Raw genomic sequence first — 22,265 nt, 5'->3', positions numbered from 1 at the left:
TCCTGCCCTGGGCAAGCCGTTTACAGGGCGAGCGGCAACGCGCTTGGATAGTATGGTGCAGTGTCACTACTTGCTTTCAAGCATCCGCCCCGGTATAAAAAATCAAATTTTTTTTTAAAACATATTTCCCCCGTGGAACTTATATGGTCGCGAAGAAACTCAGCGCTCCAAATGTAACCAAGACTCGACTGCTGGATGCGACAGAGGCTCTTTTCATCAAGTACGGCTACGACGCCGTGCTGTTGCGGCAAATCACCGAGAAGGCTCAGGTCAATCTCGCCGCAGTAAATTATCACTTCGGGGACAAGGACTCCCTGATGAAAACATTACTGATGCAACGCCTGGAGCCGCTCAACGAGCAGCGCCTGGAATTGCTCGCCCGGTGCGAGGCCGAGTCTGACGGACCGCTCGACTGCGATACCTTGCTGGGTGTGCTGTTCGCCCCGGCCATGGGCCTGGAGCGCAGTGATCCGGCCAGCGGCGAGGGGCGGTCCTTTATTCGTTTCCTCGGGCGGGTCTATAGCGATACCTCACCGTTTATCCAGGAATACCTCAAGGTGCATTACCAGCCGGTGTTCCAGCGCTTCTTCGAAGCCTTCGCCCTGGCGTTGCCCGACCTGCCGCGCAATGAACTGGGGGTGCGCCTGCAATTTGCCCTCAAGGCGATTTCCGGGGTGATGGCCGGGACCGAACTGCGCCTGCTGATGAACTCCATGAGCCTCGGGCGCCCGGCCACCGACGCCGAAGTCATGGCCAAGCTGATCACCCTGGTCTCGGCGGCCATTCGTGTGCCGCAGCAAAGCCCGGAAGCTGAAACAGCGCTGGCGCGGGTACTCGATACCCAGCGTGCGATTCGCGGCCAGTCGGCGCTGCCGGCAACCGGTAAAGTTGCGCGCTGAGCAAATCACGCGCAAAAAAAAGCCCGCTGGGGCGGCGGGCTTGATGTACAACGTTTGTAACGGATGAGGCTTCACAGTACGTCTGCGGATGTGAATAAAACGTGAAAAAAATGTGGATCCAATATTAAGCTGCAGCGTTTTTCAGATTTTCCACGCCTTGGCACTTTTCGCCAATCGGGCGTGCATCGCGTCGACATTTGCCGCCAGTTGCGCGGTCAATAACCGATAGCCATCCAACGCACTGTGCACTGGCGCCTCCAGGGCAGCTTGGGGATCAGGCGCAGCTAGGCTGGTTCGTTCCAAGCGTTGCGTGGCGCCGGATTGCAGGGCCCGCGCCATCCCGATCAACTGCACACGAATCTGCCGATGCTCAGCCTTGAGCGCCAGTTGCAAGCGTGCCATGGCCTGCTCATCCCGTGGGTCAGGGCGGGTATTGCCGAGAATTTCCAGGGTGCTGATGCACATCCGTAGATGGCGCTGGATCCCATCCAGCTCGGTCATGGAAATCCGCACTTCCTTGGACACCGACGGCATCAACGAACGCAGTTGCAACATCGCCGCATTCAAGCGATTGAGCAGCTTGAGGTGCTCGTCATCGGTGACCGACTGGCCACTGATGATCCGGCTGTAGATGGCGGCGCAGTCGCGCAGCGCGCTGGCCAGGTTGTAGCGCCAGGAGTACACGGCATACAGCGGCAGGGCGAAGGAAAACGCCAGGGCCAGGGCGATGCCGATCAGGATATCGACGGTGCGCCACAGGCCATCGGAGAGTGGGTTGTCCCCGTGGCCGGCGACGATAAACACGGTGATCCCCGACAGCAACGCGGTGTATCCACCCTTGCCGATGGCGTGATAGGAAAAAAAGCCACACACCACCGACATCAACAGGTAGGTCAACAAGGGTTGGCCCAGATAAGCCTGTTGCGCCACCAGCAGCAGGCCGACACTGGCCCCGATCAGCGTGCCATAGGCCCGCTCCACCGCTTTCTTGCCGATATTGCCGTGGTGCTGCAGGCCGCCAATCACCACCAGCATGGTCACCGAGGCCCATTCACCGTGGGGCAGGTTGATACCGGTGGTCAGCAGGATGGTCGCGAGCAGACCGATGGAAACCCGTACCGCGTGGATCAGTTTGGCATGACGATAACGGCGATAGGGGTCGAGCAGCGGTCGCAACAGGCGGCGGGCGAAGGGAGGCAGATTCATCGGGATTAAGAAGGCCTCATCGTTAGATGTTATGAGGTCCAATGTGGGAGCTGGCTTGCCTGCGATCGCATCACCTCGGAGTCACTGACACACCGAGGCACCTGCATCGCGGGCAAGCCCGCGCCTACATGGGAGCAGTTTAGAAAATATAGTCGGTGGTCAAAAAGCTCGACGCCCTGTCCCGAATGATATCGCTGATCAGTGCTTTGTTGCTGTCCTGGAACTTGGTTGCCACCAGGGTGCGGATCGAGAACACCCGCAGGGCGTCATGCACCGACAACGTGCCTTCGGCCGAGTTCTTGCGGCCATTGAACGGGAAGGTGTCCGGGCCGCGCTGACATTGGGCGTTGATATTGATCCGGCCCACCTGGTTGGCGAAGGTGTCCACCAGGCGCCCGACTTGCGCCGGGTCGGTGCCGAAGATACTCAACTGTTGGCCGAAATCCGACTCCAGGACGTAGTCGATCACCGTGTCCAGGTCGCGGTAGGGCACGATCGGCACCACCGGGCCGAACTGCTCCTCGTGGTACACCCGCATCTGTGGGGTCACCGGGTACAGCACCGCCGGGTAGAAGAACGAGCCACGGCTGGCACCGCCATTGGCGTTCACTACCTTGGCCCCGTGTTGCGCCGCGTCGGCTACCAGACCGTTGAGGTAGTCCACCTTGCCTGCTTCCGGCAGCGGCGTCAGCGACACACCTTCGTCCCAGGGCATTCCCGGTTTGAGGCTGGCGAGTTTGTGGTTGAACTTCTCGATAAAACGTTCGACCACGGCTTCATGCACAAACAGGATTTTCAACGCGGTACAGCGCTGGCCGTTGAACGACAGCGAGCCGGTGACCGCTTCGTTGACCGCGTTATCCAGGTCGACCTCAGGCAATACGATGCCGGGGTTCTTCGCATCCAGCCCCAGGGCTGCTCGCAAGCGATGTGGGCGCGGGTGCAGCTTCTTCAAGTCACTGGCTGCCTTGTTGGTGCCGATAAACGCAAAGATATCTACCTTGCCGCTGGCCATCAGCGCACTGACGGTCTCGCGGCCGCTGCCATAAATCACATTGATGACGCCGGCCGGGAAGCTGTCGCGGAAGGCCTCCAGCAATGGCCGGATCAACAGGACGCCGAGCTTGGCCGGCTTGAACACCACGGTGTTGCCCATGATCAGCGCCGGGATCAGTGTGGTGAAGGTTTCATTGAGCGGGTAGTTATAGGGGCCCATGCACAGGGCGACGCCCATGGGCACGCGGCGGATCTGCCCGAGGGTGTCCTGTTCCAGCTCGAAGCGGCTGGAGCGGCGGTCCAGCTCCTTGAGGGCATTGATGGTGTCGGTGATGTAGTCGCAGGTGCGGTCGAATTCCTTCTGGGAATCCTTGAGGTTCTTGCCGATTTCCCACATCAGCAGTTTCACCACGGCATCGCGCTGTTCGCGCATGCGCCGCAAAAACGCCTCGACATGCTGGATACGCTCGACCACCCGCATCGTAGGCCATTGGCCCTGGCCACGGTCGTAGGCCCGAACTGCGGCGTCGAGGGCGAGCAGGGCGGTCTCGGCATCCAGCAGCGGCGTGCTGCCGATAATCACGGGGGTGTCGCCGTCGGCACCGGCCAACTGGACAGGGCTGCGCACCTGGGCCAACGGGCCGTTCCAGGTGCGTAACTGGCCGTCGACCAGATAGTCGCGTTGCTCAATGGGGGCGGCGAGGCGAAATTGTTCGGGAATACCTTCGGCGGTCGGGAACAGATTGGCAAGCAGGTGAGTGGTGGTCATGTCGCTACCCCTGGAGTGGTTGCACAGCTTGAGTCAGAGATTCCCCCATCGGAGGGCTCTGTTGCAAGGCTTACACGCATTTCCCTACGCACACTGGGGCGCGGCGGGTAAACTACGCGGCTTTCTTGAAGGAGTTCATATGAGTCAGTACCAGCCGGGCATTCTTGCCGCACCGGTGCCGTTGCAGGCACGCCATCTGTTTTTCGCCATCGAGTCCATCGACGCCGTGCCGGCAGCGCTCGACGCGCTGGTGCAGTTGGTTGACTCGGCAGTGGTGGTGGGTTTGGGTGAGCCGCTGGTCAAGGCACTGGGCGCGCACATCGAAGGGCTGCGCAGTTTTGCGCCCATCTCGGCGCCGGGTGCCCACAACCCATCCACCCAACAGGCGCTGTGGTGCTGGTTGCATGGCGAAGACCGTGGTGAGTTGCTGTTGCGCAGCCGGGCCTTTGAAAAAGCCCTGGCGCCGGGCTTTCGCCTGGTGCAGATGACTGAAGGTTTCCGCTACAAGACCGGCTTTGACCTGACCGACTACGAAGACGGCACCGAAAACCCCCATGACGACGCCGCCGTCGAAGCCGCCGTTGCCGGCAGTGGCGCCAGCTTTGCCGCAATCCAGCAATGGCAACACGACCTGGACGGTTTCGCCGCCTTGCCGGCCCAGGAGCGCGACCACATCATCGGGCGTCGCCATGGCGATAACGAAGAGCTGGACGACGCCCCCGAGTCCGCCCACGTCAAGCGCACCGCCCAGGAGAGCTTCACCCCCGAAGCCTTTGTGGTGCGCCGTTCCATGCCCTGGGCCGAAAATGGCCAGGCCGGGTTGATGTTCCTCGCGTTCGGCCACTCCTTTGACGCCTTTGAAGCTCAGTTGCGCCGCATGAGCGGCCTGGAAGACGGGATTGTCGATGGCCTGTACCGCATCAGCACACCGTTGACCGGTGGCTACTACTGGTGCCCGCCGCTCAAGGATGGGCGTCTGGACCTGGGCGCGATCTTCGCGGCCTGAGCCAAACGCTTGTAGGAGCCCACAAACGGGCTCCTATGAGGTCAGGCGCCGCGCATGGCTTCCAGCCACGCTGGATCCAGGCGCGTTTGTTCAGCCTTGATTCCCAGCGCCTTCATCTGCGCCTTATGTTTCTCGATCTCCCCGACCAGTTGCGCCTGGGCGCTGGAATTGGCGTCCAGTTCATGCATCTGCGTCAGCCCCAGGTGATAGAACCGCAGCAGCTTCATCGCCGTCGGGTCGTTGGCCTGGACCCGCTCGGTCACCTTGTGCATCACATTGGTCACCCGCATCAGGCTGCGCTTGAGCTGCCAGCCATAGATCGCTGGCGCCAGCCAGGCCTGTGACCAGAGCGGACCGCGTACCAGGGCGATAGTCAGCACTACGCCGGCCGCCACTCCCCCGATATTGAAACGAAAGTTGTCGCCGCCGGGCTCGCCAAACAGCATCACGGCCAGGCTCGACAGCAGCATGGCCAGGGCGATGAAGATCACCGCGACAATCAGCGTGCTGCGGCGGGTCTGCTGGCGATAGGTTTGCGGATCGACAGGTTTGATCTCAAACATGCGGGATGCAGTCTCCATGAACTAAGTAGGGGTATTGCGCGGCGCGGCATCTTCTCATGGTTTGTGGGTGGGCGTGAGAAAGTTGAACGATGGCAGCCGGGGTTTTCTCTAACGCATGTATGCATCGTCAGCAAAGCGAAGGAGATGACTGTGACTGAACAATCGAACAAGCCCGATGGCCCGCATTCGTCGGAACACGCCAGTGATCAGCACGATTTGGGGTTTGACCCAGACTCACCGGATGTGGCCGACCCGCAGGTCGACCCGGTCGGCCCGGCCATTGCGCCGTTGGACAAGAAGCACAAAGCCGGCAAGCAGCCGGCTTATGATCCCTTGGGCGATCTGAAACCATAACTTCACGCCCATCAGTGCAGGAGCTGGCAAACCAGCTCCTGCCGCAGCCCCTACAGGCGCTTGGGGGCGATCCAGGTGACGTCGGTGATGCCGTATTTCTCCGCCCATGGCCGCGTGGTCTTCTTGGTGCGCTCGTGGCCAGGACGGCCAATGCGCCCGACGTGGGCCACCCCGGCGTCACAGCTGGCCCAATGCCATGCCTCGGCGTTATTCATCACCTCCGCACGCACTACAAAAGACTTGGGCTCGCCATGCAGCCTGTATTGGATGGTGTAGATCGTTGCCGTGCCCATATTGCCTCCCTGTTTTGATATGGAGTTGATGCAATTAGGTTCAGAAAGGTTCAGAAAGTTTGCGCCCCATTCCTACGATCTATTGCCACAGATCAGTATTGGCAGCGGCAACGGTTACGGGTATTAGTGAAACCTTCGCCCGCGCCCAAGGATCGCGCCATGTCCCAGGATTCACCGAGCCTGACCCACAGCCGCCTGTACCTGCAACGCCTGGGGTATGACAGCCCGCCAGCACCCACTTTGGAAACCCTGGCGCAGTTGCAATTGCGCCATGTCTGTACCTTCGCCTTCGAAAACCTCTCGGTGCTGGCGCAACTGCCAGTGCCCCTTGATCTGGCCAGCATCGAGCAAAAAGTCCTGTTCGACGGGCGGGGAGGTTATTGCTACGAACTGAACCAGATGTTCCTGGCCTTGTTGCAAGAGCTGGGCTTCGATGCTCGGGGCATCACCGGTCGAGTAGTCATAGGCGGGCCGCCTGATGCCCACACCCCGCGTACCCATCGCCTGAGCCTGGTGACCCTGGCGGGTGTGCGCTACATCAGCGATGTCGCGTTTGGTGGCATGGTGCCAAGCAGCCCGCTGCAGCTGGACAATCTGGCGCCACAGGCCACGGCCCATGAACCCTATCGCCTGACCTTGAAGGACGGCAGCTACACCCTGTGGGCCCAGGTTGGCGAGGAATGGCGAGGGCTGTACGTGTTCGACCTGCAGCCGCAGTCGCACTTCGACTATGAACTGGGCAACTGGTATGTCTCGACCCACCCCGATTCGCCGTTCATCAAACAGTTGAAAGTGGCGCTGATCGGGCCCGGCCTGCGGCGTACGTTAAACAACGGCAACTACGCCGTTCATCACGTGGGCGGTGACAGCGAAAAACGCTCGATCACCGACGTCGATCAATTGCTGGAACTGCTGCGTGAAGCGTTTGGTTTACGCGTGCCCAAGCACCCACAGCTACGCCCGCGACTGGCGCAACTATTGGCCGATAGCTGATAGGCCTACTCTGGAAGGCCTGATCCAGAGCCTTCGCTGAAGCGTTTTACCTCCAACTCCAAGGCAAATTAAATCGAACCTTTTGCAAAACAGGGGGTTCGAACCGTTTCTTGAATAATTTGCCCACCTAAAAAAGGAGATGTAAAACGATGTCCAAACTATTCGGAAAAATCCTCAAGAACTCCTCGGTCCTGGCCCTGGTTGCCGCACCGGCGATGGTATTCGCTGCGCCGTCCACCGATCCGATTTCCACCTTCGGTATCCTCGGCAGCTACAACGACTTCAAGCTTGAAGGCGGTAGCGAAAGCGACAAGGACCATATGCCGGAAGCCGGCCTGTTCTATAACTTTGGCAACAAGCTGACTGCCGAATCCGGCTTTATCTATCAGGCCGGCGTGGACGCCAAGTTTGGCAAGAAAAGCGACAACAAACTCAAGGAGGGCCAGGCCGACCTCGACCTGGGCTGGCGCGCCGCGCTGGATGCGCGCAACTTTGTCGACGTGCTGGTCGGCGGTGGCTACAGCTGGACCCGTTATGAGCCGGACTCTGGCGACTACGACATGAAACTCACCAACAAGTCGCCGTTTGCCAAGGCGGCGGTGGGTTACAACCATCAGTTCGACAGCATGACCATGCGCGTCGAAGTGGGCGCCCGCCATACCATTGACGGCCGCGCCAAGCTCAAGGTTGACGGCATTGGCAGCGACACCGTGGACCTCAAGGACCGCACCAATCCCTACGCCGAAGTCAGCTTGCTGATGAACCAGAACGGCGACCTGCCGGTGATGGCGGGCCTGTACTACACCCGTACCGAGTACAAGCTCGACGCGGACTCCGAAGTGGCCGATAACACCAAGCTCAAGCGCGATGAGTACGGCTTCAAGGTCGGTCTGGCTTTCTAAGCCGGCTGTTGCGGGCGCCGGCGTTCTGTAATGGAGCGCCGGTCGCCCGACCCTGTCCGCCCAAGCCCCCCTTTGTGTCCCCCAATACCCTCAACGCCGCGCCGTCCCTGACTTAGTGTGAACCCAGCTGTTCATACTAAAAAAGAGAGGCTGGCTATGTGGTCTACGACCTCCCGCCGCATGGGTTTGCTGCTGGCCTTGCTTGGCCTGCTGGCCGCCTGTGACGACAAACCGCAACATCCCCCGCAGCTTGCCACGGCAAGCAACGCCATGCCTGCCGACCCGGCGCTGGCCCAGCTCTACGACACCAGTTGCAAACTGTGTCACGCCAACCCTGCCTCCGGCGCGCCGTTGACCGGCGACAGCCAGGCCTGGAGCTCGCGTGTTGCCCTGGGCGCGGACACCCTGCTGGACCACACCCTCAACGGCTACAACGGCATGCCGCCGATGGGCCTGTGCATGCAGTGTTCCGAGGACCAGTTCCTGGGGCTGATCAGTTTTATGGCCGGTGTTCATATCCAATAACAACAATGGGGTAGGTAATGGTGCTTTCACGCAGGCAACTGTTGCAGCGCTCGGCGGTGGCCGGCGCATTTCTGGCAATCAGCAGTAACCCGGCGCTGGCCCAATTGGCCCGGGCGCCGCGCTTGATCCCCTGGCGCAATTGGTCGGGCGCCCAAAGCTGCCTGCCCCTTGAGCGGCTGGCGCCCAAGGACCTGGGGGAGTTGGTGCAGATCATTCGCCAGGCACCGGGCAAGATCCGCCCGGTGGGCTCGGGCCATTCATTCAGTGCCCTGGTACCGACAGATGGCACATTACTGTCACTGAGTTTTTTCAATGGCTTGCTCGAGCACGATGCCAGCAGTCTGCAAGCCACCTTCGCCGCCGGCACGCCCATGTCACGCATGGGGCCGGCGCTCAAGGCTGTCGGCCAGGCCCTGCCGAACATGGCGGACATCGACTATCAGACCCTGGCCGGCGCCATTTCCACCTCGACCCATGGCACCGGGGTTGGGTTTACCTCGTACTCAGCCGGTGTCACCGGCCTGCAACTGGTGACGGCCGAGGGCGAGGTGCTGGACTGCGACGCCGGGCGTGAGCGCGAGTTGTTCAACGCCGCACGGGTGTCGCTGGGCGCGCTCGGCGTGACCACCCGCGTGCGCATGCAAAACCGCACCCCTTACCGTCTGCGTGAGCGCCAATGGATAGCGCCGACCGAAGAGCTGTTGGAGGATGTGGCGAACAACACCCGCGAGAACCAGCATTGGGAGATGCTGGTGGTGACACATTCCGACTACGCGCTGTCCATCGCCCTCAACGAAACCACCGACGCGCCAACCCCGCCAATCGACCCGGCAGAGGCGGGCGGCAATGAGTTTGTGTCGATTATCGAGAACCTCGACAAATATGCCAGCGACTTCCCCGCAACCCGCCGCACGCTGCTGAACAGCCTGCGCTATTTCGCCAGTTTCCAGGACCGTGTGGCTGAATCGTTCGAGGTCTACGCCAACGTGCGCAATGTGCGGTTCAACGAGATGGAGTATTCGGTGCCCGCCGAACACGGTCCGGCCTGCCTGCGGGAAATCCTCAAGCTGATCCGCGACAAAGACCTGCGCACCTGGTTTCCCATCGAGTACCGCTACGTCAAGGCTGACGATATTCCCTTGAGCATGTTTGAAGGCCGCGACAGCTGTTCGATCTCGGTGCACCAGCACTACACCATGGACCATCACAACTTTTTTGCCGCGATCGAGCCCATCTTCTGGAAATACGCCGGCCGGCCGCACTGGGGCAAATTGCACACCCTCAATGCCCGCGCCCTGCAGGCCCTGTATCCGCGTTGGAACGAGTTCGCGCGGGTGCGCCAGGCCCTGGACCCCGGCGGCAAATTCCTTAATGCACACCTGTCATCAATCCTGGGAGTAGCCTGATGAACCGCAGACATTTCATGGTCGGCACCCTCGGCGCCGGTGCGTTGCTGGTGGCGGGCGCGGCGCTGCTGCGTCCGGCTGACCGGGGCTCGCCCTACAGCGAATACTTTCGCCAGTTGAACCAGCAGCTCAAAGCCCATGGGCCGATGCGTCCGGTGCTGCTGATTGACCTGGATCGCCTGGATCACAATATCGACATCGTCATGCAGTCGGTGCAGCGCGGAGGTAAACACCTACGGCTGGTGGAAAAATCCCTGCCTGCGCCGGGCCTGTTGGCCTACATTGCCAAGCGCGCCGGCACTCAGCGCCTGATGTCGTTTCACCAACCCTTTCTCAACCATGACGCCCAGGTGTTTCCCGACGCCGATATCCTGCTGGGCAAGCCGTTGCCGGTGCGTTCTGCCGAGCTGTTCTATCAAGGCCATCAGGGGCCCTTCGACCCCGCCCGGCAATTGCAGTGGCTGCTGGATACGCCACAGCGCCTGCAACAATACCTGGCGCTGGCCCAGGGCCTGGGCACACGGCTGCGGATCAATATCGAACTGGATGTGGGCCTGCACCGCGGCGGTATCAGCGATAACACGGTGCTGGGGCAGATGCTGGGGTTGATCAGTGCACACCCCCGGCACCTGGAATTTGCCGGCTTCATGGGCTATGACCCGTTTGTCGGCATGGGCGTGCCGGGCATCCTTGGCTCGCCCCAGACGTTGTTCGACAAGGTCATGCAGCGCTACAACGGCTTTGTCGACTTCACCCGCCAGCAGTTTGCAGGGCTGTGGCATGCCGGCCTGACACTCAACACCGCTGGCAGCCCCAGCTATGGGATGCATGAGCAGGAGCAACTGAGCAGTGAAGTTTCCGTGGGCACCGCCATGCTCAAGCCAACGCACTATGATTTGCCATCCCTCAGCGAGCACGTCCCGGCGGCCTACATTGCCACGCCAGTGCTCAAAAGCACCGGCGCGGTCAACATCCCGGCGCTGGATGATAAATCCCGGTTGTTGTCCTGGTGGGATCGCAACCAGCGCGCGACGTTTTTTATCTATGGTGGCAACTGGATGGCCGAGTTCGAGTCGCCTTCGGGGCTGCAAAGTAATGGCTTGTATGGCCGCAGCTCCAACCAGGAGATGGTCAATGGCTCGCCGGGGGTTGGCTTGAACATCGACGATCAGGTGTTCATGCGCCCGACCCAGACTGAATCGGTGCTCTTGCAGTTTGGCGATCTGCTGGCGGTGCGCGGCGGTAAAATTGTCGACAATTGGCCGGTTTACAGCGGTTGAAATGACGCACTCCTGCGCAGGAACTGGCCTGTGGCAAGGGGGGCTTGTTGTGGCAAGCCCCCTCGCTTCAGGCGGATCCTACAACGCAAACGGAATCGTCAGCTTGGCCCACAACATATCGCCTTCCGGCCGGTTCTCTACATCAAACTCCTTGGCCCAACGAATCTCCGCACTGGCGTACTTGAGAAAGGTGAAGTACACCGCCGGCCCCACCGCAAACACCTGGCCCCGCACCCCATCGTCGACATCTTCGCCGTAGATATTGGTGACAGTGCGCCCGTACTGCTTATCGTCAGTCGTCTGCTTGAGATAGTAGCCATTGATACCCAGGCTCAGGTTATCGGTCACCTTGTAGCTGGCCGAGTAGTCGAAGTGGAAAATCTGCCCGGAACGGTAGTCCGTGGCGTGGTTTTCCTTGTTGAAACTGTAGGTAGTCTTGATCGACAGCTCAGTGCGCTCGTCAGGCAGCCATGTCACCGACACCAGGGGCTTATAGGTGTAGAAATTGTTGCTGGTATTGGCCAGGCGGGAAGCATCGTACTCACCGGTAGGCACGGTGATTTCCACGGCGGCACCCAGGGTCAGGTTTTTGCCCAGGTCCCACAGGATTATCGGCGCAATGGTGGTGTCACCCATGCTTTCGCGCTGGTCAGACATGCCGAACAGCGCCACTTGTTGCTTGAGGTAAGGCTGCGCGATGTAGCCGCCCAACCGCCCGCCAAACACCCGCAACGGGCTCAGGTAGTCCAGGCGCGGGATGATCGCGTCCGAGCGGATCTTCACCTGCGGCACTTTGCCCCCTAGGGAACTGATGTCCAGTTTCGTCGCTTCATAGTGGTTGTAGTAAAGGTTGAAAGCGAACATGTGGTCCGGCAGGTGATCGACATCCAGGGGCAGGATGTAAAAGCCGTCGGTACCAGGGCCGATATTGTCTACGCCGCCCTCGGTGGCCAGGGTCGGCAGGCTGATGTTGATAAGCGCCAGGGCAAAGGGCAGGGGGGCAAGCGCACGGGTCGGATTCATGTCAGGGCTCATTATTATTGTTGGAAGGTCGGCCCTCACCGGGGCCTGGCCCATACAAATAAGCCCTTGGCGCCCTAGTGGGCAGGGTATTGGCGGCCACATAAGGGGGCTTTGCCGGACACCGTTCATTCAGAGTGCGGCGAGCCTTGCAAGCACCTATGATTGTCAGGATGTTTCTAAAACAATAACCGGGCATACAGTCGGGAATCGCAGATCCATGCACAGCAAAACCGTTGATCCACATTACGAATTGGCCCTGGTCTCGCCCTTTCTCCTGCAAACCCTGGGGCAGGTTGTGGCGCAAAAGGGCGCCAATGCCGAGCATCTTTGCCGTGGCCTGGGGTTCACCCTGGCGGACCTGGACGACCCGGCGCTGCGCATTTCCTACCGCCAGGCCGTGGCGATGATCCAGCGGGCCCTCAAGGTCATGCCTGAGCAGGGTCTGGGCCTGTGTGTCGGCAATCAGAATGTGCTGGGCACCCTGGGTTTGCTGGGGCATGTCATTTCGTTGTGCAAGACCCTGCGCGATGCCTTTGCCGTGGGCGAACGGCACCAGCACACCTCCGGCGGTATCGCCACCTCGCGCACCCTTGAAGGCGCGCTGGAGGTCATGGTCGAGGTCGAATGCCTGCTGCCCTATGCCGACGTCCAGGTTTTTGCCGCCGAAGAGTTCTTTGCCAGCCTCATGGTCTACGGTCGGACCCTGGTGGGCAGCGAATTCAAGCCGTTGCGCATGGAGTTCATGCATGCGCCGCCGGTGTATGCCACCGAGTACCAGCGCTTGTTCGGTGATGATGTGCGTTTTGGCTGCCTGCACAACCGCATGGTGCTTGAGGCCCGCTGGCTCGACGTGCAATTGCCCAATCACCATGCCCTGGCATTGCGCCAGGCCCTTGGCCTGCTGGAACTGGAAAGTGCCCAGCTGCACCGCAAAATGGACCTGATCCAGGCGGTGGAGCGCGCTATTTCCCGCGACTTGCAGTGCAGTCAATTGGAGAAGGTCGCCAGTGACCTGAACATGAGCGGGCGCACCTTGCGTCGGCGCCTGACCGACCACGGGCTGACGTTCGAAGCCTTGCTGGAACAGGTGCGTCGTGCCCGGACCATGGGTTTGCTGGGCAACCCCGGGCTGTCCATCGAGCGTATTACCCAAGAGGTCGGCTACAGTGACGTACGCAGCTTTCGCCGGGCGTTCAAGCGCTGGACGGGGCTCAGTCCCAGTGCGTTTCGCAGCGTGGGCTGAGGGCCGGCGCGTGGCCGTGGATTTGCATTGAACCCTGTGGCGCGGGCAGTGCCACATGATGGCAACGCACACTTATCTGGAGGTTGGCATGCGCACCATTGATCTGGCGGGTACCCCGGTTCCGGTCATCGGCCAAGGCACTTGGCGTATGGGGGAAGATTCTGCACGGCGAACAGCGGAAGTCGCTGCCCTGCAATTGGGTATCGACGAGGGCATGACCCTGATCGACACCGCCGAGATGTACGGCGAAGGCGGTGCGGAAGAAGTGGTCGGGGAGGCGATCCAGGGGCGCCGGGACCAGGTGTTCCTGGTCAGCAAGGTCTACCCGCACAACGCCAGTAAAACCGGGGTCCCACGGGCCTGCGAAGCCAGCCTCAAGCGACTGGGCACCGATCACATCGACTTGTATCTGCTGCACTGGCGCGGGCAATACCCTCTTGCAGAAACGGTTGACGCCTTTGAGCGGCTGCGTGATGCCGGCAAGATCGGGCGCTGGGGCGTGTCCAACTTCGACGTATCGGATCTTCAGGAGCTGGCATCACCCGCCTGCGCCACCAATCAGGTGCTCTACAACATCGAGCAGCGCGGCATTGAGTTCGACCTGCTGCCCTGGTGGCAACAACACAACCTGCCGTTGATGGCGTACTGCCCGATCGCCCAGGGAGGAGACCTGCTGAGCAGCCCCACCCTCAAGCAGATTGCCCGTCGACACGAGGCCACACCGGCTCAAGTGGCCCTGGCATGGGTACTGCGGCAGGACCGCGTTATCGCCATCCCCAAAGCCGTGAGCCCTGAACACGTGCGCCTCAACGCGGCGGCGGCCAGGCTGGTTCTTGACGAGCATGACCTGGATGCCATCGACCGGGTATTCGGCGCGCCAATCCGCAAGCATCCGTTGGCGATGGTGTGACACACCCGACTGCTACGGCATCGCAGCTTGCGACGCCGTTGCCGCCGGGTCGGGCTTCAGCCGGCCACCGGGCTGCGCCAGTCGTCAGAGCCTGAAGTGCCCGAAACCTCATGGGTCCAGACGATTTTGCGGTAGGTAAAGTGCACATCTTCCAGGTGGGTGAAATGCGCATTTCCCGGATCCTGGCAGTTGGGCATCCGTGACTGGATGTCGACGATGATCGCGTCCTCCAGCTCGATGGTGAAGTAGTGCTCCTGGGTACCGGCGGATGATGTGCGATACCACTCAAGGCGGCACTTGACCATTTCCCCGGACGTCAGCGCGCTGAACAGCAGCGGCGAAGATTTATCGAATACCTTGCTGATCATCAGCGGCTTATGGACACGCTGGCCGGTTGGCTGGCCCGATTGCGGATCGCGGGGAATGATGACCTGATGCTGGAATGCCTCGACCAGGATCTGATCCTCGTGGCCTTCCTGATAGATGTTGCCTACCGAATCCTGGGTGAACGTGCCTGCCGTGATCAAACCTTGCTTGGTGCCGGTGATCGAGAGGTATGCGGGTGTTGGCATGACGGGTTTCCTTGCCTGACAGATGAGTTTGCGCCGAGGGGCGCCGTTGCCGGATGGGCGCTGCTTACTAACAAGAAGTGTGCCGGATTTCAGTCGGCCTAATAAAATAAGGGCGCTTGTTCGTGGTGGAGACTTAATAGGCGCCGAGTTAGAAGGGCTTTAGTCTTTGAAGTTGAGTTTGTTTGCGCAGTAGTGCGCAGTTAATTGCCTGGTCAGCGTACGTCGCAGTGTTGATAGGTGGATATATAGTTTTAATGCAGCTTGCCTGGAAAGTGTGCGCAGCTTTTTGCGCAAGGGTGCTGGCAGGTATGTCGCCCAATAAAATGGGCTGTTTTATTGGGTGGGAAGAGGGTCGTTGAGCACGCTTAGTTACAAAATTGCGGGCTGCTTTGATTTTGTAGGAATCTCCTTAAGTGCGCCTGGCTGACTTGCCCAATAAAATACAGCTGGCTATGGTTCGTACTTGTCGCTACACGGAAACGGAATTCAGTAAGTGAGGTGTTGGCGTTTATATAGATGCTTGCCCTACTTTAATTGAGCATTGATCAGCACACTGCGGCCATCATGGTTTATTCAGACAAACTTTCTGCTTATTACTTGAAACTTGCCCGGTCGCCGATTTCGGTTGACTGTTTTGCAGGGGAGGATATGCGTTTTTCGGCGGGATACGAAGCGCTGGAAAGTGAGCTGGAAAAAGCCCGCTCGATCCATGGCAACAGCCAGCCGGACTGGCAGTCCGTGGTGGACCAAAGTGAAGCCTTGTTGCGTCACGAATCCAAGGATTTGCGGGTGGTTGCCTGGTTGACATGGGCTCTGTATCAACGCGAGTCCTTTTCCGGCCTGCTCGCCGGGCTCGGCCTGTTGCGCGACCTGTGTGAGCACCATTGGGCGACGGTTCACCCCCTCAAGCAGCGTACCCGCATTGCGGCCTTTGGCTGGTTGGTACAGCGCATTGAACCGGTGTTGGCGCAGAGTTTTTCGCTCAAGCACCAGCGTTCCCTGTTCCAGTGCCTGGCCGTGCAATTGTCCGACCTTGACCAGTTGTGGGTCAGGCACCTGGGGGACGATGCGCCGTTGCTACTGGCTGCGCGCAGGCAACTGGCGGACAAGCTGCAACAGGCCCGGGAGAACGATCCGCCGCCATCCGGGGTGAGCGGGGTGGTTGCCCAGGTCAAGCAGGTCGCGACCCAACTGCTGGCGCCTGAGCCGGTGGTGAACAACGAAAAAGACGTTCACAGGCTCCTGCGTACGCTGCAGGACGGCGCTCGACCGCTGTGTACCTGGTGGCTGCGCCAGAACGCCACTGACCTGCGGGCTTTGCGCCTGAGCCGGACGCTGGGCTGGCTGGGTATCACTGGTCTTCCCGATAGCAACAGCGAACAGATAACGCCGTTGCGTGGGTTGCTGCCCGACAAACTCAAGCGCTACCAGGAGCGCTTTGCCCAAGGGCATTACGCCGACCTGTTACTGGAGCTTGAGGCCAGCCTGGCGGGCGCGCCTTTCTGGTTTGACGGCGTGCGCATGCTCTGGGAGTGCCTCCAGGCGCTGCAGGCCGAACTGGCGATGGTCGAGACAGAGATTCAGTTCGCCCTGTTGCTGCAACGATTACCGGGGGTCGCTCAATTGCGCTTCCACGATGGAACACCCTTTGCCGACGCTACCACTCGCGGGTGGATCGACAGCCAGGTCAGCCACCACCTGCAGGCAAGGGTGCCACCAAGGAATATTGCCAGTGTTGGTCCGGCGCCATGGGAGGAGGCCTTGCAGACGGTCGCTCCGTTGCTGCGCAAGGAGGGGCTGAAGGCCGCTGTCCAGGCCTACAAAAACGCCATGCAGGCTGCGCGGGGTGACCGTGCCCGGTTTTATTGGCGCCTGGGCCTGGCTCGGTTGTGTATCCAGGGTGCCAAGCATGACTTGGCCAGGATCCAGCTTGAACAGCTTGAGCAGGAGTTGCAGCACGGCAGCCTGCATCGCTGGGAACCGGACCTGACCCTGGAGGTGTTGCAACAGCTGTACGCCTGTTACGACGTATTGCCCCAGGGCCATGGTCTGCGCGAGCGCAAGGACGATGTCTATCGCAAGCTGTGTCAGGTCGATCTGGAAGCGGTACTCCAATAGGTTTTCCGTCATTACGCAAAGGAGAAACATCATGGCCAAAGAAGGTTCGGTCGCCCCCAAGGAACGCATCAACATCACGTTCAAGCCGGCCATAGGCGGTGTCCAGGAAGAAGTTGAGCTGCCCCTGAAGCTGCTGGTCCTGGGTGACTTCACCCAGCGCGAAGACACGCGCAAGGTCGAAGACCGCAAGCCCATCAGTATCGACAAAAACACGTTCGACGAGGTGCTGGCCAAGCAAGCCTTGAGTCTGCAGCTGGGTGTTCCCAATCGATTGCAGGAAACCGATGAAGCCGATGAGTTGCCCATCCAGGTCCGCATCAACGCCATGCGGGACTTCAACCCGGCCCAACTGGTCGAGCAGGTTCCGCAATTGAAAAAACTGATGGAGTTACGTGAGGCGCTGGTCGCGCTCAAAGGCCCTCTGGGCAATACACCGAGCTTTCGCAAGGCCATAGAAAGCGCCTTGGCCGATGACCAGGCCCGTGCACGGGTATTGGCCGAACTGGGGCTGAACAGCCCCAACCCATGACTTTCTCAGTAAAAGGACACTGACCTTATGACCACTAGCCCTAGCGCCCAGGCCACCCCCCTGGATAGCGCATACAGCATTCTCGACGACATCATCGCCCAGACCCGCCTGACGGCCGATGATGGAACCTACGACATCGCCAGGCGCGGTGTGGCGGCCTTTATCGAGGAATTGATCAAGCCACAAAACCGAGGCGAGCCGGTCAAGAAACAACTGGTGGACCGCATGATTGCCGAGATCGACGCCAAGCTCAGCCGGCAAATGGACGAAATCCTCCACCATCCCGACTTCCAGGCACTGGAAGCGGCCTGGCGGGGTTTGCAGCTGCTGGTGGATCGCACCGACTTCCGGGAAAACATCAAGATCGAGCTGCTCAACGTCTCGCGGCAGGACCTGCTGGACGATTTCGAGGACTCGCCGGAGGTTGTGCAGTCGGGTCTCTACAAACATACCTACAGCGCCGAATACGGTCAGTTTGGTGGTCAGCCTGTCGGCGCCATTATCGCCAACTATTTCCTGTCGCCCAGCGCGCCTGACGTCAAGCTGATGCAATACGTATCCAGCGTCGCCTGCATGTCCCATGCGCCGTTCATTGCCGCCGCCGGGCCGGGTTTCTTCGGTCTGGAGAGCTTTACCGGCCTGCCGGACCTGAAGGATCTGAAAGACCACTTCGAAGGGCCGCAGTTTGCCAAATGGCAGAGCTTCCGCCAGAGCGAGGATGCCCGTTACGTGGCCTTGACGGTGCCACGCTTTCTCCTGCGAACGCCCTACGACCCGGTGGACTGCCCGGTCAAGACCTTCGCCTATAACGAGCATGTGGTCAGCAGTCATGAGCATTATCTGTGGGGCAATACGGCCTACGCCTTTGCCACGCGCCTGACTGACAGCTTCGCCCGCTTCCGTTGGTGCCCCAACATCATTGGCCCGCAAAGCGGGGGCACGGTGGAAGATCTGCCGCTGCATCACTTCCAGAGCATGGGCGAAATCGAAACCAAGATCCCCACCGAGGTGCTGGTCTCCGACCGTCGTGAGTACGAGCTGGCGGGGGAGGGCTTCATTGCCCTGACGATGCGCAAGGGCAGCGACAACGCGGCGTTCTTTTCCGCCAGTTCCGTGCAGAAACCCAAGCGCTTCGGCATCAGCGCCGAGGGCAAGGCCGCTGAGTTGAACTACAGGCTGGGCACCCAACTGCCGTACATGATGATCGTCAACCGCCTGGCGCACTATTTGAAAGTGCTGCAGCGCGAGCAGTTGGGTTCATGGAAGGAGCGCACCGACCTGGAGTTGGAGCTCAACAAGTGGATCCGCCAGTACGTGGCCGACCAGGAGAACCCCAGCGCCGAGGTGCGGGGGCGACGTCCGCTGCGGGCGGCACGGGTCGTCGTCAGTGACGTCGATGGCGAGCCGGGCTGGTATCGCATCAACCTCAGCGTGCGCCCGCATTTCAAGTACATGGGGGCGGATTTCACCCTGTTCCTGGTTGGCAAGCTCGATAAAGAATGAGCCGGGGGCCTGAGATGAGTCACTACAGCGGCTTCCTTGAGCGCCTTGCAGGCACCGCGCCTCAGTCGACGGGGCGCACGCCACTCGCCTGTGTCGCCGCGTCGGTGGCCACCCACCTGGGCAACATGCTCAGCACCCGGGCGGGCAGTGTGCAGACGCTGCCCGACTACGGCCTGCCGGACCTCAATGACATGCGTCTGAGCCTGCACGAATCCCTCAGCCAGGCACGCTTTCTGATCGAGCGGTTTATCGCGGCCTACGAACCGCGCTTGAGCAACGTACGGGTCGTTGCGTTGCCACGGGATCGCGACCCGCTGGCCCTGGCCTTTGATATCCAGGGCGCGTTGACCATCGACGGCGTCGTGCAGAACGTGGTGTTTTGCGCAAGCCTGACGGGCAACGGACGTGTCGAGGTCGCCCCAGGTGTCCTTTAACCGCTATTACCAGAGCGAACTCAATGCCTTGCGGCAGTTGGGGCGACGTTTCTGCGAACGCAATCCGGCGCTTGCCCCGTTCCTCGGGGACAGAGGCCGGGATCCGGATGTCGAGCGGTTGCTTGAGGGCTTTGCGTTCCTGACGGGCCGCTTGCGACAGAAGCTCGACGACCAGTTGCCCGAGCTCAGCCATTCGCTGATGCACCTGTTGTGGCCCAACTACATGCGCCCGTTACCCGCGTTCAGCATGTTGCAGTTCGCACCGCTGCTGCGTGCCGGGCCGGCGGTCACGGTCGAGCGGGACACGCCGGTGGAAAGTGTGGCGATTGACGGTGAGCGTTGCCGTTTTCGCACCTGTTACGCAACGGATGTGCTGCCCCTGCAAATCAGCGCGCTGGATTACTCGGCCCAGGGGGAGGGGGCCTTGTTGAGCCTGTGCCTGGAGATGACCGCCGAAGGACATATGGGCGAACTGGTGCTTGAGCACCTGCGCTTGCATTTTGCCGGGGAACGCTACGTCAGCCAGATGCTGTACGTGAGTCTGCTGCGCCACCTGCACGGTATCGAACTGCTGCTACTCGATGGCCAGGGCGAACCGCTGCTGGCCCATGACGGGCAGGTGCGGTCACTGCAACTGCCGGCCTGCGGGGTTCAGCCAGCAGGTTTTTCAGAAGCAGAGGCATTGCTGCCTTATCCGCCGAATGCGTTCACTGGGTATCGGCATCTGCAGGAGTATTTTGCGTTTCCAGAGAAGTATCTGTTTGTCGACGTCGGTGGTCTGGATGTTCTGCAAACCTTGCCGGTTGACGTGCTCAAACAGGTGCGGGGCGTTGAGTTGCGCTTCAAGCTTGGCCAGCGCAATCCCGAGCAGGTGCAGCCCACACTGGACAACGTGAAGCTGTTTTGCACGCCGGTGGTCAACCTGTTCAAGCACGATGGAGTGCCGATCCGACTGGATGGCCGGCAGGACGAGTATCTGCTGCTGGGGGCTGACTATGCGCCAGGCCATTGCGCGGTGTTCTCCGTCGACCAGGTCACGGGGTGGCGTCCGGGTGGCCTGGGCTACCAGACGTACGTGCCATTCGAGTCGTTCGAGCACGATGAGCAGACCGCGTGCTACAGCATCCGCCAGCGGCCCTCCGTGCAACACAGCGGGCTGGATACCTACCTGAGCTTTGGCAGTCGCCAGTCCGGTGATCAGGAAACCCTGTCTGTCGAGATGACCTGCACCAACCATGATTTGCCACGCACATTGCGTATCGGTGACATCAATCAAGCGTGCGAGCAAACACCCGAATTCCTGTCCTTCAGCAATATCACGGCAGCCACCCCTGGCATTGCGCCCCCGCTGGACAGCGACTTTCTCTGGAAGCTGATCAGCAACATGTCGCTCAACTACCTGTCCCTGAGCGATATCAATGCGCTGAAAGTGGTGCTCGAGACCTATGACCTGCCGCGCTACCACGATCGCCAGGCGGAAAAAGTCAGCATCCGCAGGCTGGGCGGGTTGCGCTCGATCAGCCAGCGGCCGATTGACAGATTACACGGCGGTTTGCCGATTCGAGGTGTGGCAATCGACCTGACCGTCGACCTCCAGCACTTCCTCGGAGAGGGCGACCTGTTTGTGTTTGCCTCGGTCCTCAACGAGTTTTTTGCCCTGTATGCGAGCCTCAACTCGTATCACGAACTGCGTGTTACCAGCACACAAGGAGAGGTGTACCTATGGCCATCCCGGATGGGCCTGCAGGCTCTGCTTTAACCGAACTCTCGCGGACCATTCGCGAGTACTCGCTGTTCCAGGCGATCTCGCAGGTGATCGAGTGTTTGCGTGACGCCCATCCGTCCCTGGGCGATGAGGCGCTGTATGAACGCCTGGAGTTCCAGGCCAACCCGGGGTTGGGGTTTCCCGGCAACGATATTGACCGGGTGACGTTCTTTGTCGAGGGCGGGCAACTGCGCGCACGTTTGCGCCTCAACGTATTGGGACTGGTGGGGGCGAATTCGCCACTGCCGGCGTTTTATGGTGAACACGCATTGACCGAACGGGCGGGCGGTAATCCTGTCGGCGATTTTCTCGACCTGTTTCACCACCGCCTGCATCGGTTGATGCTGCCTTTGTGGCGCAAGTACCGCTACCGGGCGTGCTTTCGGGCGGGAGCCAGCGACCCGTTTTCCGAGCAGATGTTCGCCCTGATAGGCCTGGGCGGCCGTGCCGTTCGGGGCGCGACGCAACTGGACTGGAAGCGCCTGCTGCCCTACCTGGGCTTGCTGGGTATGCGCGCCCATTCGGCGGCGCTTATCGAAACGGTGCTGCGTTACTACTTCAAGCACCCGCAGTTGCTGATCGAACAGTGCGTCAAGCGCAAGGTGGTGATTGCCCGCAGGCAACGCAACCAATTGGGTCAGGCCAGCAGCCTTCTGGGCCAGAACCTGGTCCTGGGGCGGCAGGTCGTCGACCGTGCCGGCAAGTTCAGGGTGCATATCCAGAACCTCGACTGGCAGCGGTTTCATGATTTTCTGCCCACCGGCGCAAGCCACTCTCCGCTTGGCGCGCTGGTGCGTTTCGCCGTGCGCGATCCGCTGGACTATGACCTGCGTCTGGTGCTGCGTACTGAGGAGGTGCGGGCGCTGCATATAGGCCAGCGCAATGTGTGCCGGCTGGGATGGACCAGTTGGATGGGGCAGGCGCGCGCGGATGGCGTGCTCACCCTGGCCAATAAACTCGGTAGAAACGGATGACG

At 60.6% G+C, this 22,265-nt stretch carries 22 protein-coding genes; 16 read left to right on the top strand and 6 right to left on the bottom strand.

Annotated features, from left to right (window positions below):
• Positions 1 to 143 precede the first annotated feature (143 nt).
• Positions 144 to 899, top strand: coding sequence for a TetR/AcrR family transcriptional regulator (locus K1X80_RS15660; protein WP_057445041.1), 756 nt, complete (start codon positions 144 to 146; stop codon positions 897 to 899).
• 141 nt (positions 900 to 1,040) lie between these two features.
• Here the strand turns inward: K1X80_RS15660 and K1X80_RS15655 are convergent, their stop codons facing one another.
• Together K1X80_RS15655 and K1X80_RS15650 are read right to left on the bottom strand one after the other, a co-directional pair.
• Complete coding sequence (locus tag K1X80_RS15655) at positions 1,041 to 2,105, bottom strand: FUSC family protein (RefSeq protein ID WP_057436936.1); 1,065 nt, start codon at positions 2,103 to 2,105, stop codon at positions 1,041 to 1,043.
• A gap of 139 nt (positions 2,106 to 2,244) precedes the next feature.
• Positions 2,245 to 3,870 carry an NADP-dependent glyceraldehyde-3-phosphate dehydrogenase gene (locus tag K1X80_RS15650; protein ID WP_115128367.1) on the bottom strand — a complete coding sequence of 542 codons (1,626 nt, stop codon included), beginning with the start codon at positions 3,868 to 3,870 and terminating at the stop codon, positions 2,245 to 2,247.
• A gap of 139 nt (positions 3,871 to 4,009) precedes the next feature.
• On the opposite strand from K1X80_RS15650, the gene K1X80_RS15645 reads away from it, so the two are divergent.
• Positions 4,010 to 4,876, top strand: coding sequence for a Dyp-type peroxidase (locus tag K1X80_RS15645; RefSeq protein WP_057959333.1), 867 nt, complete (start codon positions 4,010 to 4,012; stop codon positions 4,874 to 4,876).
• Between the two features lie 41 nt (positions 4,877 to 4,917).
• Here the strand turns inward: K1X80_RS15645 and K1X80_RS15640 are convergent, their stop codons facing one another.
• Positions 4,918 to 5,439: a DUF3087 domain-containing protein gene (locus tag K1X80_RS15640; protein ID WP_057959334.1), complete on the bottom strand. Its 522-nt coding sequence runs from the start codon at positions 5,437 to 5,439 to the stop codon at positions 4,918 to 4,920.
• A gap of 150 nt (positions 5,440 to 5,589) precedes the next feature.
• Here K1X80_RS15640 and K1X80_RS15635 point away from each other — a divergent pair, with 150 nt between their 5' ends.
• Positions 5,590 to 5,793, top strand: coding sequence for a DUF6021 family protein (locus tag K1X80_RS15635; RefSeq protein WP_232544792.1), 204 nt, complete (start codon positions 5,590 to 5,592; stop codon positions 5,791 to 5,793).
• A 50-nt stretch (positions 5,794 to 5,843) separates the two neighbouring features.
• On the opposite strand, the gene K1X80_RS15630 is transcribed toward K1X80_RS15635, so the two are convergent.
• Positions 5,844 to 6,086: a DUF6555 family protein gene (locus K1X80_RS15630; RefSeq protein WP_057436926.1), complete on the bottom strand. Its 243-nt coding sequence runs from the start codon at positions 6,084 to 6,086 to the stop codon at positions 5,844 to 5,846.
• Positions 6,087 to 6,245: 159 nt separating this feature from the next.
• Here K1X80_RS15630 and K1X80_RS15625 point away from each other — a divergent pair, with 159 nt between their 5' ends.
• The 5 genes from K1X80_RS15625 (at position 6,246) to K1X80_RS15605 (ending at position 11,192) form a co-directional block, all read left to right on the top strand.
• Entirely contained in the window at positions 6,246 to 7,079 is an 834-nt protein-coding gene (locus K1X80_RS15625) for an arylamine N-acetyltransferase (RefSeq protein ID WP_198831328.1), read from the top strand.
• A gap of 149 nt (positions 7,080 to 7,228) precedes the next feature.
• On the top strand, positions 7,229 to 7,981 hold the full coding sequence (locus tag K1X80_RS15620) for an outer membrane beta-barrel protein (RefSeq protein WP_057436922.1): 753 nt from the start codon (positions 7,229 to 7,231) through the stop codon (positions 7,979 to 7,981).
• Positions 7,982 to 8,137: 156 nt separating this feature from the next.
• Positions 8,138 to 8,506: a cytochrome c5 family protein gene (locus tag K1X80_RS15615; RefSeq protein ID WP_057959336.1), complete on the top strand. Its 369-nt coding sequence runs from the start codon at positions 8,138 to 8,140 to the stop codon at positions 8,504 to 8,506.
• 77 nt (positions 8,507 to 8,583) lie between these two features.
• Positions 8,584 to 9,912 carry a D-arabinono-1,4-lactone oxidase gene (locus K1X80_RS15610; protein ID WP_220172964.1) on the top strand — a complete coding sequence of 443 codons (1,329 nt, stop codon included), beginning with the start codon at positions 8,584 to 8,586 and terminating at the stop codon, positions 9,910 to 9,912.
• A gap of 68 nt (positions 9,913 to 9,980) precedes the next feature.
• Positions 9,981 to 11,192 (top strand): DSD1 family PLP-dependent enzyme, encoded by a 1,212-nt coding sequence (locus K1X80_RS15605; protein ID WP_169960699.1) that lies wholly within the window; start codon positions 9,981 to 9,983, stop codon positions 11,190 to 11,192.
• 78 nt (positions 11,193 to 11,270) lie between these two features.
• Here the strand turns inward: K1X80_RS15605 and K1X80_RS15600 are convergent, their stop codons facing one another.
• Complete coding sequence (locus tag K1X80_RS15600; protein WP_220172273.1) at positions 11,271 to 12,215, bottom strand: transporter; 945 nt, start codon at positions 12,213 to 12,215, stop codon at positions 11,271 to 11,273.
• A gap of 217 nt (positions 12,216 to 12,432) precedes the next feature.
• Here K1X80_RS15600 and K1X80_RS15595 point away from each other — a divergent pair, with 217 nt between their 5' ends.
• Both K1X80_RS15595 and K1X80_RS15590 read left to right on the top strand, forming a co-directional pair.
• Positions 12,433 to 13,458 carry an AraC family transcriptional regulator gene (locus K1X80_RS15595; protein WP_220172272.1) on the top strand — a complete coding sequence of 342 codons (1,026 nt, stop codon included), beginning with the start codon at positions 12,433 to 12,435 and terminating at the stop codon, positions 13,456 to 13,458.
• An 88-nt stretch (positions 13,459 to 13,546) separates the two neighbouring features.
• Positions 13,547 to 14,368 (top strand): aldo/keto reductase, encoded by an 822-nt coding sequence (locus K1X80_RS15590; RefSeq protein WP_057436903.1) that lies wholly within the window; start codon positions 13,547 to 13,549, stop codon positions 14,366 to 14,368.
• Positions 14,369 to 14,424: 56 nt separating this feature from the next.
• Here K1X80_RS15590 and K1X80_RS15585 read toward each other — a convergent pair whose 3' ends face one another.
• Positions 14,425 to 14,940: an Hcp family type VI secretion system effector gene (locus tag K1X80_RS15585; RefSeq protein WP_029291189.1), complete on the bottom strand. Its 516-nt coding sequence runs from the start codon at positions 14,938 to 14,940 to the stop codon at positions 14,425 to 14,427.
• Positions 14,941 to 15,504: 564 nt separating this feature from the next.
• On the opposite strand from K1X80_RS15585, the gene tssA reads away from it, so the two are divergent.
• The 6 genes from tssA to tssG are packed head-to-tail and all read left to right on the top strand — an operon-like array spanning position 15,505 to position 22,263.
• Positions 15,505 to 17,058 carry a type VI secretion system protein TssA gene (gene tssA, locus K1X80_RS15580; protein WP_220172271.1) on the top strand — a complete coding sequence of 518 codons (1,554 nt, stop codon included), beginning with the start codon at positions 15,505 to 15,507 and terminating at the stop codon, positions 17,056 to 17,058.
• A 31-nt stretch (positions 17,059 to 17,089) separates the two neighbouring features.
• Complete coding sequence (tssB, locus tag K1X80_RS15575; RefSeq protein ID WP_220172270.1) at positions 17,090 to 17,587, top strand: type VI secretion system contractile sheath small subunit; 498 nt, start codon at positions 17,090 to 17,092, stop codon at positions 17,585 to 17,587.
• 27 nt (positions 17,588 to 17,614) lie between these two features.
• Positions 17,615 to 19,090, top strand: coding sequence for a type VI secretion system contractile sheath large subunit (gene tssC / locus K1X80_RS15570; RefSeq protein WP_200659736.1), 1,476 nt, complete (start codon positions 17,615 to 17,617; stop codon positions 19,088 to 19,090).
• A gap of 14 nt (positions 19,091 to 19,104) precedes the next feature.
• Entirely contained in the window at positions 19,105 to 19,524 is a 420-nt protein-coding gene (gene tssE / locus K1X80_RS15565; RefSeq protein ID WP_169989801.1) for a type VI secretion system baseplate subunit TssE, read from the top strand.
• Complete coding sequence (gene tssF / locus K1X80_RS15560; protein ID WP_220172269.1) at positions 19,514 to 21,283, top strand: type VI secretion system baseplate subunit TssF; 1,770 nt, start codon at positions 19,514 to 19,516, stop codon at positions 21,281 to 21,283. The genes tssE and tssF overlap by 11 nt, the downstream gene beginning before the upstream one ends.
• Positions 21,247 to 22,263, top strand: a complete 1,017-nt coding sequence (gene tssG / locus K1X80_RS15555) for a type VI secretion system baseplate subunit TssG (RefSeq protein ID WP_200659761.1) — start codon at positions 21,247 to 21,249, stop codon at positions 22,261 to 22,263. The genes tssF and tssG overlap by 37 nt, the downstream gene beginning before the upstream one ends.
• Positions 22,264 to 22,265: the final 2 nt, after the last annotated feature.

The organism is Pseudomonas sp. So3.2b (genome assembly GCF_019464415.1).
Lineage (GTDB): Bacteria > Pseudomonadota > Gammaproteobacteria > Pseudomonadales > Pseudomonadaceae > Aquipseudomonas > Aquipseudomonas shahriarae.
The sequence above is the reverse complement of the archived record's forward strand: the minus strand, read 5'-3'. Positions and strand labels throughout refer to the sequence as shown.